The following is a 13126-nucleotide window of genomic DNA, read 5'->3' on the forward strand; positions in this document are numbered from 1 at the left end:
CGGGCTAGAACAAGCTGCCCTGATCGACCGGCTTGGTGACGCGCTTCGGCGCCGCCGGCTTTGCCTCGCGCGGCTGAGGCTTCGGCTGGCTCTCGGGCGCTACCGTTGCCGGGGGCTGATTGGCGTCAGCGGTGGCGGCGACGCGGCCATCGGCGAACTCGATCGACAGGCCGGCGTTCGGGCCGACCGCCGCGGCGGAGTGCACGGCATGGCCGTGCGCGTCGCGCACCAGCGCAAAGCCGCGCGCCAGCACGCCGCGATAGGACAGCGCCGACAGCAGTTGTCCGCTATGGGCGACGCGTGCCTCGAGCCGCTGCATCGTCGTCACCAGCGCGCGCCGGGCGCGCTCGGCGAGGCGGTGGGTGCGCTCGAGATCGCGGGCGATGGCGTTGCGCTGGGCCTTGGCATTGGCGAGCTTCGAGGCCTTGAGCCGGATCTCGAGCCCGCTGAAGCGCTCGCGCCTGCGATGCAGCAGCGCACGCGCCGACAGCGTGATGCGCTCGCCGGATGCGGTGAGCCGCTGCCGCGCATGCGCGATCTGGCCGCGCAGCACGCCGATGGTGAGGCGCGAACTGCTGGCGGCAAAGCGGCGGAAATGCGCGTGCGTATTGGCCTTCAGCCCGCGCGGCAGACCCGCTGCGAGATGATCGAGCCGCTGCCGCGGGATCGCGAGCAGCTCGTTCGCCGCCGGCAGCGCCCGCGCCGCGGCGCGCAGCTCGGTGCGGCGGGCCTCCTGGGCGCGTTGCCAGCACACCATGGTGCGGCGGGCGAGCGCGGCAACCTCGACGAACAGCTCGCTGCGCACCGGCACCGCCATTTCGGCGGCGGCGGTTGGCGTCGGCGCGCGCTTGTCGGCGACGAAGTCGATCAGCGTGATGTCGGTCTCATGGCCGACCGCCGAGATCAGCGGGATATGGCTCTCGGCCGCGGCGCGGACCACGATCTCCTCGTTGAACGACCAGAGGTCCTCCAGCGAGCCGCCGCCGCGCGCGACGATCAAGAGGTCAGGCCGTGGAATCCGACCGTCCTCCGGCAGCGCGTTGAAGCCGCGGATCGCGGCCGCCACCTGCTCGGCCGAGCCGTCGCCCTGCACCTTGACCGGCCAGACCAGCACGCGGCGGGGGAAGCGGTCCTCCAGCCGGTGCAGGATGTCGCGAATCACGGCGCCGGTCGGCGAGGTGACGACGCCGATCACCTCGGGCAGCCAGGGCAAGAGCTGCTTGCGGGCCTCGTCGAACAGGCCCTCGGCGGCGAGCTTCTTCTTGCGCTCCTCCATCAGCGCCATCAGCGCGCCGACGCCGGCCGGCTCCAGCGAATCGATGACGATCTGGTACTTTGAGGAGTTCGGATAGGTGGTCAGCTTGCCGGTGGCGATGACCTCGAGGCCCTCCTGCGGCTTGAAGCGCATCCGGGCATGGGCGAACTTCCAGATCACCGCCTCGATCTTGGCGCTCTCGTCCTTTAGCGCGAAATAGCAGTGGCCCGAGGAATGCGGGCCGCGAAAACCCGAAATCTCGCCGCGGACACGGACATGGCCGAAGCGGTCCTCCACCGTCCGCTTCAGGGCGGAGGAGAGTTCCGAGACGGTGAATTCAGGCGCGTTGACGAGATTCGGAGCAGCGGTCATCTGATCTATAGAATCGGGGTTTTCGACCCCGTGTGCAAGGTCCGGACGCCGCGTTTCGGGCGTCGAATCACATATCCACATCTGATCGAACCGCGTGTTGCTGCGGTTCGGGAGCGTGCTAAACCGGACGAAATGGCGTTACAACCCCTCTGATCGGCGACACAGATGAACATCCTCCTGCTCGGTTCCGGTGGCCGCGAACATGCGCTGGCGTGGAAGATCGCCGCATCCCCGCTGGTGACGAAACTCTGGTGCGCGCCGGGCAATGCCGGGATCGCGCGCGAGGCCGAATGCGTCGCGCTCGATGTCGCCGACCATGCGGCGGTGATCGAATTCTGCCGGCGCAATGCGGTCGATCTGGTGGTGGTCGGTCCGGAGACGCCGCTCGCCGCCGGGATCGTCGACGACCTCGCCGCTGAAGACATCAAGGCGTTCGGGCCGAGCAAGCAGGCCGCCCAGCTGGAGGGCTCGAAGGGTTTCACAAAGGACCTCTGCAGCGAGTTCGACATTCCGACCGGCGCCTATCGCCGCTTCGACAATGCGAAGGACGCGGTGGCCTATGTCCGCGCCCAGGGCGCGCCGATCGTGGTCAAAGCCGACGGGCTCGCCGCCGGCAAGGGCGTCGTGGTGGCACAGACGCTGCCCGAGGCCGAGGCCGCGATTGCGATGATGTTCGAGGGCGCGTTCGGCTCGGCCGGCGCCGAGGTGGTTATCGAGGAGTTCTTGTCGGGTCGCGAGATCAGCTTCTTCGCGCTGTGCGACGGCGAGACCGCGATCCCGCTGGCCTCGGCGCAGGACCACAAGCGGGTGTTCGATCACGACAAGGGGCCGAACACCGGCGGCATGGGCGCCTATTCGCCGACGCCGTTCGTGACATCAGAGGTGCACGACCAGATCATGGCGCGCATCATCCTGCCGACGGTTGCCGGGATGAAGAGCCGCGGCACGCTGTTCAAGGGCGTGCTCTATGCCGGCGTGATGCTGACCGCGCAGGGCCCAAAACTGTTCGAATACAATGTCCGCTTCGGCGATCCCGAGTGCCAGGTGCTGATGCTACGGATGATGTCGGACATCGTGCCGGCGCTGCTCGCCTCCATCGACGGGCAACTGAAGAACTTCGATCTGCGCTGGTATCCGGACCCGGCGCTGACGGTGGTGATGGCGGCGAAGGGCTATCCCGGCGACTACATCAAGGGCACGCGGATCGATGGCCTCGATGACGCCGCCAAGGTCGAGGGCGTCGAGATCTTCCACGCCGGTACGGTGGCGAAGGATGGCGCAATCATCGCCAATGGCGGGCGGGTGCTGAACGTCTGCGCGATGGGCAAGACGGTGACCGAGGCGCGCGACCGCGCCTATCAGTCCGTCGATCGGATCAAATGGCCGGACGGCTTCTGCCGTCGCGATATCGCCTGGCAGGCGGTGGAGGCGGAGAAGGGTTGATCGATCCGGCCTCAGCGGCGACAATGGCGCGCTGCGGGGGCCTTCGAATGACCGATTTCAGACTGCCCGAGACGCACTACGCGCAAAGCGCCGACGCGAGCATCGCCTATCAGGTGATGGGCGATGGTCCTGTCGACATCATCCTTGTCCCCGGCTTGTTCTCGCACATCGAGTTCATGCACGAGATGCCCGGCTACACTGCCGTGCTGCGTCGCCTGTCGCGCTTCGCCCGGGTCGTGACCTTCGACAAACGCGGACAGGGATTGTCGGATCGGATGACCGGCGCGCCCTCCCTCGAGCAGCGCATGGACGACGTCCGGGCCATCATGGATGCCATCGGCTCCACGAAGGCGGTGTTGTTCGGCTTCTCCGAGGGCTGTCCGATGAGTGTGCTGTTTGCAGCGACCTATCCGGACCGCGTTTCGCATCTCGTTCTGCTCGGCAGCTTTGCCCGCTCGAAGGATCGCCTGCCGGACGACGTGTGGCAGCTGCGCTGCGACGAGATCGTGCAGAACTGGGGTTCGGGCGACACGGTCAAGACTGTCGCGCCGAGCCAGGCAACGAATGCAGAAGTGATCGCGCAGATCGCGAAATTCGAGCGGCTGTCGAGCAGTCCGGGAGCGTTGCGGACGCTGCTCGTTCTCAATCGCGCGATCGACGTCACGACGATCCTGCCGATGCTCCAGACTCCGACGCTTGTCCTGCATCGGATGGGCGATGCCCGCGTTCCCGTGGCGCTCGGCCGTGCCGTCGCGCGCTCGATCCCCGGCGCGAAATACGTGGAATATCCCGGCTGCGATCACTACTATTGGGTCGGCGAGACCGAGGCGATGCTCGGCGATATCGAGGAATTCGTCACCGGCCATCGCGATGGTGGTGATGCCGAGCTCGACCGTGTGCTTGCGACCGTGCTGTTCACCGATATCGTCGATTCCACTCGCAGTGCCGCGGTGATGGGAGATCATCGTTGGCGACGCCTGCTCGACGATCACGATCAACTCGCGCAGCAGATGGTCGGCCGCCATCGCGGCCATCTGGTGAAGAGCACTGGCGACGGCATTCTGGCGACCTTCGACGGTCCCGGCCGCGCCGTACGCTGTGCGCTGGCGTTCGGCTCAGCCGCGCGGCAGATCGGCCTGCCGGTGCGAGCAGGCCTGCACACCGGCGAGATCGAGGTGAGGGGGGCGGATATCGGCGGCATAGCGGTCCACGCCGCGGCGCGCGTGATGTCGCAGTGCGGCTCGAACGAGGTGCTGGTGTCACGCGTGGTGACCGATCTGGTCGCGGGCGCCGGGTTGAAATTCGCCGAGCGCGGCGCGTTCGAGCTGAAGGGACTGCCCGGGACATGGGAGCTGTTTGCGGCGAGCGGCTAGGCCCCGCCCCAGGCCGTCATTCCGGACGACGCGCATCGCGCGCCGATCCGGAATCTCGATGTTGTGGGCACCTTCTCGAGATTCCGGGTTCGGCGCGTTGCGCCGCCCCGGAATGACGAAGTGGTCAGAGCAGATCCCCGCCCGCCGCTGACGCCGTGGTGCCGTGCTCGCGGAACGCCTTGATGACGTTCTTGCCGATCTTCCACTTGTGCACCTCGTCGGGCCCGTCGACCAGCCGCTGCGAGCGCACCTGGGTGTACCATTTCGCCAGCGGTGTATCCTGGCTGAAGCCGAGCGCGCCGTGCAGCTGGATCGCGGTGTCGATCACCTTGTGCACCATGTGGGCGTGGAAGATCTTGGCGATCGAGTTCTCTTGGCGGATGTCGAGGCCCTTCTCGGCCTTGTAGGCGATGTGCAGCAGCATCAGCCGGCCGATATAGAGCTCGCTCGCGCAGTCGGCGAGCATGAACTGCACCGCCTGACGGTCGGCCAGCAACTGCCCGAAGGTCGAGCGCTTGGTGACATGGGCGGCCGCCATGTCGAGCGCGCGCTGCGCCTTGGCGACGTTGTGCATGCCGTGGCGCAGCCGGCCGTAGGCGAGGCGGTGCTGACCCATGTTGAAGCCGTTGCCCTCGCCGCCGAGCAGATTGTCGGCGGGTACCTTCAGATCCTTGATCTCGATCTCGGAGTGGCCGCCATGGATCACGTCGTCATGCGGACCCTCGATCGCCATGTTGGCGACGTTGCGCTTGATGCGGTAGCCGGGGTTGGGCAGCTCGACGATGAAGGTCGAGTATTGCTTGTGGCGCGGCGCGTTCGGATCTGTCTTCGCCATCACAAGCGCGAGGTCGGCGACGCTCGCCGACGAGGAAAACCATTTCTCGCCGTTGAGGATGTAGTTCTCGTTGCCGTCCTTCACGGCCGTGGTCTGCATGCCGGTGGCATCGGCGCCGGCGGCCTTTTCCGTCATCGAGAAGCAGATGCGCTTCTCGCCGTTCAGCAGGGGCTTGAGGAATTTTTCCTTCTGGTACTCGGTGCCGTGCGCCAGGATCGTCATCATCGAGGCGTCGTCCGGTCCCTGCGTGTTCATCGAGAGCGCGCCGAGCATGCTCTCGCCGAGCTCCATCTGCACCAGGGCGTTGGCGAGCGGGCCGAGCCCCATACCGCCGTACTCCTTGGGCACGAAGGGGCACCACAGGCCCTGCGCGCGGGCCTTCTTCCGCAGCGGTCCCAGCACCTCGGCAAGCGGCTTGGTGTCGAGTTCCTTTTCCGCCGGAATGCACTCGTCGTGGACGAATTTGCGAACCTTCTCGCGGATCGCCTTGGCCTCGGCGGGGATTTCGAAGTCGATCGACATGGCACTTCCTCGTTTCATGTTGTTGTTGGCAGGACTTGAGGATGGCATAAACCCGGCCTGAGCCAGCGGCAACGCCGAACAAAGTTTGAAGCAGCGCCCGCGACAGGGAAGGAGCTACCGATGCCTGATCTCGCTGATCTTTTTCCCGGCTATGAATCAAAATGGATCAACACCTCGCAGGGCCGCATCTTCGCCCGCGTCGGCGGCAAGGGCCCGCCATTGCTGTTGCTGCACGGCTTCTCCTCGACGCATGTGATGTGGCACACGGTTGCGCCGAAACTCGACGACAGGTTCACGCTGATCGTCGCCGACCTGCCGGGCTATGGCTGGTCCGACATGCCCGACAGCGACAAGGATCATACGCCCTACACCAAGCGGGCCTGGGCGAAGACCATGGTCGAGGTGATGGAGCAACTCGGGCATGTGCATTTCGCGCTCGCCGGCCACGACCGCGGCGGCCGGGTGTCGTACCGCCTCGCGCTCGATCATCCCGGCCGGCTGTCGAAGCTTGCGGTGCTCGATATCGCGCCGACCTATGATTACTGGCAGAAGCTCAATCGCCTGTCGGCGCTGAAGATCTACCACTGGGCGTTCCTGGCGCAGCCCTATCCGCTGCCGGAGACGCTGATCTCCAACAATGGCGAATTCTTCCTCAAGGAGAAGATGGCGAGCCAGACCAAAAGCAAGACGCTGGAGGCGATCGATCCGCGCGCGCTCGCGCACTACCTCGCGCCATTCCGCGATCCCGCGCGCATCCACGCGATGTGCGAGGACTATCGCGCCGGCGCCTATGCCGACTACGAGATCGACAAGGCCGATGTCGACGCCGGCAAGAAGATCACGGTCCCGATGCTGGCACTGTGGGGCGATGCCGGGGTTGCGAGCGCGGCAACGACGCCGCTCGACACCTGGAAGACCTGGGCCACCAATGTCAGCGGCGCGCCGGTGGCGTCGGGGCATTTCCTGCCCGAGGAGGCGCCGGAGGCGACGGCGAAGCTGCTGCGGGAGTTTTTCCTGGCGGGGTGATGCGGCGCGTACCGTCATCCGAAGAGACCGTGAATATATGACTCTCGATGACGCAACACACTCGATGTCGTCCCGGCCTAGTGCGCAATTGCGCACGGGAGCCGGGACCCATAACCACCGAAGGTCATTGTTGCACGACGCTGGGGCCACAGCTTTCTAACGACTCAACCCTGTGGTTATGGGTCCCGGCTTTCGCCGGGACGACGAGGGGAGAGAGTGCGCTGCGTTTCATCCGCGCTACGGATTCGTCAGCGTCGCTCCCGGAAGAACTCGCGCAGCAGGCGCGCGGACTCGGTCTCGCCGACCGCGCCATAGACCTCCGGCACGTGGTGACAGGTCGGCTGCGCGAAGAACCGCACGCCTGACTCGACCGCGCCGCCCTTGGGGTCGGCGGCGCCGTAATAGAGCCGGCGGATGCGGGCAAAGGAGATTGCGCCGGCGCACATGGTGCAGGGCTCGAGCGTCACGTAGAGGTCGCAATCGACCAGCCGCTCGGTGCCGATGGCCTCGGCGGCCTGCCGGATCGCGAGGATTTCCGCATGGGCCGTCGGATCGCGGTCGGTCAGGGTGCGGTTGCCGGCGGTGGCGATCACCTCATAGCCCCGCACAATCACGCATCCGATCGGAACCTCGCCCGCTTTTCCGGCATTTTCGGCGGTTTTTAGCGCCAGATCCATGAAAGAAGGGGCAGACATGCCTCGTATCATCGGAAGAAACCTGCTAGTAGCGTCGCCTTCAGCAGAAGTGGATGCCGGTTTTGCGTCAGTCGCGCCCAGATGGCGCGCGTATCGCCGGTTGCCCTGCGTCCCAATTGAACCTCCAAGCGAGAACATTCATGCCCCGCGACAGCGACAAAAACAACGATTCCCCGCGCGGCCGGCGTGATCGACCCGGCGGCGGCAAGGGTCGCTCCGGTGCCGCCCGTGGCCCGGACAAGAAGTTTGCGAAGCGCGGCTTTGGCGACAAGAAGTTTGCCGGCAAGGGTGATGGCGAAAAGCGGCCCTACCGCGGCGATCGCGAGGACCGTCCGCCGCGCCGCGAGTTCGGCGACAAGCCGAGGTTCAACCGCGACGACCGCCCCCGCGGCGATCGGCCGTTCCGCCGGGATCGCAACAGCGACCCTAGTGATCGGCCCGCGCGTGACGGCGATGGCGAGAGGCGCACGTTCAAGCCGCGCGAAGACCGCGGCGGCGAAAAGCGACCCTACACGCCCCGTGGCGACCGCCCGAACTTCAATCGCGACGACCGCGCGCCGCGGCGCGATCGCGATGATGCCCGCCCGGCGGGGCGGTCTTCCGATCGGAAGTTCGGCGACCGCAAGCCTTACGCGGCGCGCGAGCGCGACGGCGAGAAGCGGCCGTATACGCCGCGTGGCGAGCGATCGTTCGGCGATCGTCCCTCGCGCGGCGGCGACCGGCCCGCGCGGAAATTCGGTGGCGACAGCAAGTTCAAGCGCGGTGCGGCGGATCGCGGGGGTGATCGTGGCGATCGCGGCCCGCGCAAGGACTTTGGCGATCGGCCGCCGCGCGGCGAATCCAAGCCATGGCAGAAGCGCGAGGGCGGCTCCGATCGTCCGGAGCGGGGTTCGCGTCCGTTCCGCGACGGCCCGCGCAATTTCGACAAGCCGCGTTACGACAGGCCGCGCGATGATCGTGGCGGCGGCGAGCGGCCCAGGTTCTCGCGCTCACGCGACGATCGCGAGCAGGGCGATCGCCATGAGCGGCCGAAGTTCAGCCGGCCGCGCTGGGAGCGGGACGAGGCTGGTGGCGACAATCGCCGCCGCGAGCGCCCCGAAGGCCGCACCGATTGGCAGGAACATCCGCGCAGCGAAGGCCGCTTCTCCGACCGGCCGCGCCGCGACAATGAAGACGACAGCAAGGTCTTTGCGAAGCGCCCGGCCTTCGGCGGCCGCGGCGCCTATCGCGAACGCTCCTACGACGAGCGCCGCGAGCGTCCCGAGCCGAAGCCGAAGAAGACCGGCGAGCGCATCGCCAAGGTGCTGGCGCGCGCCGGCCTGGCTTCGCGCCGCGATGCGGAGGAGATCGTCACCCAGGGCCGGGTCACGGTCAACGGACGCGTGATCAACTCGCCGGCGCTCGATATCACCGAGAACGATGTCGTGGCGGTCGACGGCAAGCCGTTGCCGCCGCGCGAGCGGACGCGGCTGTTCATGTATCACAAGCCGCGCGGGCTGATGACGACGCATGCCGATCCCGAGGGGCGGCCGACCGTGTTCGACAATCTGCCCGAGGGCTTGCCGCGGCTGATCTCGATCGGCCGGCTCGATTTCAACACCGAGGGCCTGTTGCTGCTGACCAATGACGGCGGCCTGGCGCGGACACTGGAGCACCCCGACACCGGATGGCTGCGCCGCTATCGCGTGCGCGCGCATGGCGAGGTGACGCAGGGCCAGCTCGACCAGCTCAAGGGTGGCGTCGAGGTCGACGGCGTCAAATACGGGCCGATCGACGCGACGCTGGAGCGCGACCAGAGCTCCAACGTCTGGGTGGTGTTCGCGATCCGCGAGGGCAAGAATCGCGAGGTGCGCAATGTGATGGCGCATCTCGGGCTCGAGGTGAACCGGTTGATCCGGATCTCCTACGGCCCGTTCCAGCTCGGCGAGCTCGAGGAGGGCAAGGTCGAGGAGGTCAAGACGCGGGTGCTGCGCGAGCAGCTCGGCGAGAAGATCGCCAAGATCGCGGGTGCGGACTTTGCGCGGCCGGAGCAGCGTGACGCCGCCGCCGGCGACGATGCGCCCGCCAGGAAGCCGAAGCCGAGCAAGCGCGAAACGATCAATGACCGCAAGGGCCGCCGCGTGCTGGTGCAGCGCACCGGCAGCGAGGAAGCGCGTGCCCGTAACGAGGACGAGGCCAGCGGCTACGGCCCGCCGCGTCGTCCCAAGCGCGGCTACCACGGCAAGCGCGATCTCACGCCGAAGGACGAGTAACGGTCAATGCGTGTCGTTGGGGGCAGGCTGAAGGGCCGCAACCTGGCTTCGCCGTCGGGCCACGAGATCCGCCCGACCGCGGACCGCCTGCGCGAGTCCGTGTTCAATATCCTGATCCACGCCTACGACAATCCGATTGAGGATGCGCGCGTGCTCGATCTGTTTGCCGGCACCGGCGCGCTCGGCATCGAGGCGGTCTCGCGCGGCGCCAGGTTCACGCTGTTCGTCGACAATGGCGCCGAGGCGCGGGCGCTGCTGCGCAACAATGTCGAGTCGCTCGGCCTCGGCGGCACGACCAAGGTCTATCGGCGCGATGCCACCGATCTTGGACCTGCACATCCGGTCGAGCCGTTCTCGCTGGTGTTTCTCGATCCGCCCTACGGCAAGGGGCTCGCCGACAAGGCGCTCGCCTCGCTGCGCGACGGCGGCTGGCTGACGACGGGCGCGCTGCTTGTGGTGGAAGAGGCAAAGGCCGCGGCGTTCGCGGCGCCCGATGGCTTCGAGGAGCTCGAGCGGCGGGCGTATGACGACACCGAGTTCGTGTTCCTGAGGATTTCGAATCCGTAGGATGGGTAGAGCGAAGCGAAACCCATCAACTTCTGAGCCGCGGGAGAGATGATGGGTTTCGCTGCGCTCTACCCATCCTACGCGATACTGATTCATCACCGCTAGCGGAGCGCGAACCATGGCCGACACTCTTGCCGGGCTGGCCGGTCAGCTGGAGACGCAGGTCAAGGCGTTGCGCGGCGCCGGCGATGATGCGGCGCTGCTTGCCGCAGCGCGCGATGCCGCCGACCAGATCGAACGCCGTCGCGGCGCGCAGGATGGTGACGAACGTGAAGTGCTCATGATGGTCCAGCGCTGGACGTTCAATGCGGCGGCCGATTGCTGGCCGGGCTGGAGAGTGTCCGACAAGCCGATCAATCAGGACAATCTGCTGGCCGCACGCGAGCTTGCGGAACGTTCGTTAGCGCTGGTGCGGAGCCTGGGGCTCGCACCGCTGCGCGAGGGAACGGGCGTCTGGATGGTGGGGGCCTTCGACCTTGCGCTCGGCCGCTACGACGACGCGTCCCGGCTGTTCCGCGATGCGCGGGAGCAATATGTTGCAGCGAGCGCGCCCGGCCTCGTGCTGCTGGTGGACGGCTATGCCGCGATCACTCGGCAAGTCAGCAGGCACGCGGCCGACGGCGATGATCTCGATAAGGTCTGCCAGCGGATCGCGGCAGGCGGGTTCGAGGATGGCGACGAATGGATCGCGCAGTTGCGCACGGCGCTGGAGGTGTTCACTCGGCAAAATTCGTAGGATGGGTAGAGCGCAGCGAAACCCATCAAGCTACGTCTGTGCGGCGAGATGATGGGTTTCGCTAGCGCTCTACCCATCCTACGGAATCTTCACCTCCGCCCGAACAGCTTCTCGATATCGCTCAGCTTCAACTCGACATAGGTCGGGCGGCCGTGGTTGCACTGGCCGGAGTTCGGCGTGTCTTCCATCTCGCGGAGCAGCGCGTTCATCTCCTCCGGCTTGAGGCGCCTTCCGGCGCGGACCGAGCCGTGGCAGGCCATGGTCGCGGCGACGTGCATCAGCCGGCGTTCCAGCGGCAGCGCCTCGTCCCACTCGGCCATGTGCTCGGCGAGGTCGCGCAACAGGCCCGCCGCATTGGACTTGCCGAGCAGCGAGGGCGTCTCGCGCACGGCGACGGCGCCGGGGCCGAAGGATTCGATAGCCAGCCCGAACGACGCCAGCTCCTCGGCGCGATCGAGCAGCTTCTCGACAGTCGCCTCATCGAGCTCGACGATCTCGGGGATCAAGAGGATCTGCCGCTGCACGCCGTTCTTCGCCAGCGAGGCCTTGAGCCTCTCATAGACGATGCGCTCATGGGCTGCGTGCTGGTCGACCACGATGAGGCCGTCGCGGGTCTGCGAGACGATGTAGGTCTCGTGGATCTGGGTGCGCGCAGCGCCGAGCGGCCGGTCGAGCAGGTCGGGCGCGGCCTCGAAGCGCACATCGGCGGTCGGCGTGCCGACGTCGAAGGCGGCTTGTCCGGGCTCGGCGAAGGCGGGCGCCGCCGCGCCGTCGAACGCGCGCATTGGACCGGCCGGATAGGACGGCGAGCCGCGCCAGTCCCAATTGCCCGGACGCGGCGGCGTGAAGGCCGGGCGGAAGGCCGAGAGCGCCGCGCCATCGGCGGTGTTGGCCGCGGTGCGCTTGCCTTCGCGCGCGAGGCCTTCCTTCAGGGCGTGCACGATCAGCGCGCGCACCAGACCGGCGTTGCGGAAGCGCACCTCGGTCTTGGCCGGATGCACATTGGCATCGACCTCTTGCGGGTCGCAGGTCACGAACAGCGCCACGACGGGATGGCGGTCGCGCGGCAAATAGTCGGAATAGGCCGCGCGCACCGCGCCGAGGATCAGCTTGTCGCGCACCGGGCGGCCGTTGACGAACAGATATTGCCCGAGCGCATTGGCGCGGGTCAGCGACGGTGCGGCGGCAAAGCCTTCGACCACGACGCCCTCGCGCTCGGCGCGCACCTCGATCGCGGAGCTGCGAAAATCCGCACCCAGGATATCGCCGAGCCGGATCAGCCGGCCGGCGGCGCCGGGCAGCGCCGCAGCCCAGGTGACCGGCGCGCGCTCTTCGCCGGCCAGCGTGAAGGCGATGTCCGGGCGCGCCATGCCGAGCCGCCGCACCACCTCGCGGATCGCCTCGGCCTCGGTGCGGTCGGTCTTGAGGAATTTTAGTCGCGCCGGCGTGGCGTAGAAGAGTTCGTTGACCTCGACGCGGGTGCCCTGGCCGAGCGCGGCCGGCATGACCTCGGACTTCTCGCCGCCTTCGACCGACAGCGACCAGGCATGCGGCTCGCTGGCATGACGCGTCGTGATGCCGAGCTTGGCGACCGCGCCGATCGAGGGCAGCGCCTCGCCGCGGAACCCGAGCGTGCGGATGCGCAGCAGGTCTTCGTCGTCGAGCTTGGAGGTGGCGTGACGGTCGACCGCAAGCGCGAGGTCGCCGCGGGTCATGCCGCCGCCATCGTCGGTGATGCCGATCCGGCGCCGCCCGCCGCCATCGGTGAAAACGTCGATCCGGCTGGCGCCGGCGTCGATCGCGTTCTCGACCAGTTCCTTGACCACGCTCGCGGGGCGTTCGACCACTTCGCCGGCGGCGATGCGGTTGACGAGCTGTTCGGGAAGCTGGCGGACGGGCATGGATTGGGCGTTCGGAGAGCGATTCGAGGCTGGCCATTACTATAAGTCGCCGCGCCGGCAAATGCATGGGACCGATCTGACGGCCGGATGCGGGGTGGGGATGAGTCCGGCCTATCGCCTTGAAGACGCTTGGCTTCGGCGGCTGGTGC

General features: G+C 67.3%; 10 protein-coding genes. 6 read left to right on the top strand and 4 right to left on the bottom strand.

All coding sequences use genetic code 11. From position 1 onward, the window contains the following. Positions 1–4: 4 nt before the first annotated feature. Positions 5–1627: an exodeoxyribonuclease VII large subunit gene (gene xseA / locus IF803_RS21915; protein WP_461193439.1), complete on the bottom strand. Its 1623-nt coding sequence runs from the start codon at positions 1625–1627 to the stop codon at positions 5–7. A gap of 165 nt (positions 1628–1792) precedes the next feature. On the opposite strand from xseA, the gene purD reads away from it, so the two are divergent. Next, entirely contained in the window at positions 1793–3070 is a 1278-nt protein-coding gene (gene purD, locus IF803_RS21920; RefSeq protein WP_461193440.1) for a phosphoribosylamine--glycine ligase, read from the top strand. 47 nt (positions 3071–3117) lie between these two features. Next, positions 3118–4443 carry an adenylate/guanylate cyclase domain-containing protein gene (locus tag IF803_RS21925; protein WP_461193441.1) on the top strand — a complete coding sequence of 442 codons (1326 nt, stop codon included), beginning with the start codon at positions 3118–3120 and terminating at the stop codon, positions 4441–4443. A gap of 124 nt (positions 4444–4567) precedes the next feature. On the opposite strand, the gene IF803_RS21930 is transcribed toward IF803_RS21925, so the two are convergent. Then, the gene (locus tag IF803_RS21930) at positions 4568–5800 is read right to left on the bottom strand and encodes an acyl-CoA dehydrogenase family protein (protein WP_038388024.1); all 1233 of its coding nucleotides are present in this window, start codon (positions 5798–5800) and stop codon (positions 4568–4570) included. Positions 5801–5920: 120 nt separating this feature from the next. Here IF803_RS21930 and IF803_RS21935 point away from each other — a divergent pair, with 120 nt between their 5' ends. Beyond that, positions 5921–6826, top strand: coding sequence for an alpha/beta fold hydrolase (locus IF803_RS21935; RefSeq protein ID WP_461193442.1), 906 nt, complete (start codon positions 5921–5923; stop codon positions 6824–6826). A gap of 248 nt (positions 6827–7074) precedes the next feature. On the opposite strand, the gene IF803_RS21940 is transcribed toward IF803_RS21935, so the two are convergent. Further along, on the bottom strand, positions 7075–7521 hold the full coding sequence (locus IF803_RS21940) for a nucleoside deaminase (protein WP_244978690.1): 447 nt from the start codon (positions 7519–7521) through the stop codon (positions 7075–7077). A gap of 140 nt (positions 7522–7661) precedes the next feature. On the opposite strand from IF803_RS21940, the gene IF803_RS21945 reads away from it, so the two are divergent. The 3 genes from IF803_RS21945 (at position 7662) to IF803_RS21955 (ending at position 11076) form a co-directional block, all read left to right on the top strand. After that, entirely contained in the window at positions 7662–9773 is a 2112-nt protein-coding gene (locus tag IF803_RS21945) for a pseudouridine synthase (protein WP_461193443.1), read from the top strand. A gap of 6 nt (positions 9774–9779) precedes the next feature. After that, the gene (rsmD, locus tag IF803_RS21950; RefSeq protein WP_028341069.1) at positions 9780–10340 is read left to right on the top strand and encodes a 16S rRNA (guanine(966)-N(2))-methyltransferase RsmD; all 561 of its coding nucleotides are present in this window, start codon (positions 9780–9782) and stop codon (positions 10338–10340) included. A 118-nt stretch (positions 10341–10458) separates the two neighbouring features. After that, positions 10459–11076 carry a hypothetical protein gene (locus tag IF803_RS21955; protein ID WP_461193444.1) on the top strand — a complete coding sequence of 206 codons (618 nt, stop codon included), beginning with the start codon at positions 10459–10461 and terminating at the stop codon, positions 11074–11076. Between the two features lie 89 nt (positions 11077–11165). Here the strand turns inward: IF803_RS21955 and mutL are convergent, their stop codons facing one another. After that, positions 11166–12977, bottom strand: coding sequence for a DNA mismatch repair endonuclease MutL (gene mutL / locus IF803_RS21960; RefSeq protein ID WP_461193445.1), 1812 nt, complete (start codon positions 12975–12977; stop codon positions 11166–11168). Between the last annotated feature and the right edge of the window lie 149 nt (positions 12978–13126).

Source organism: Bradyrhizobium sp. UFLA06-06 (assembly GCF_054820065.1).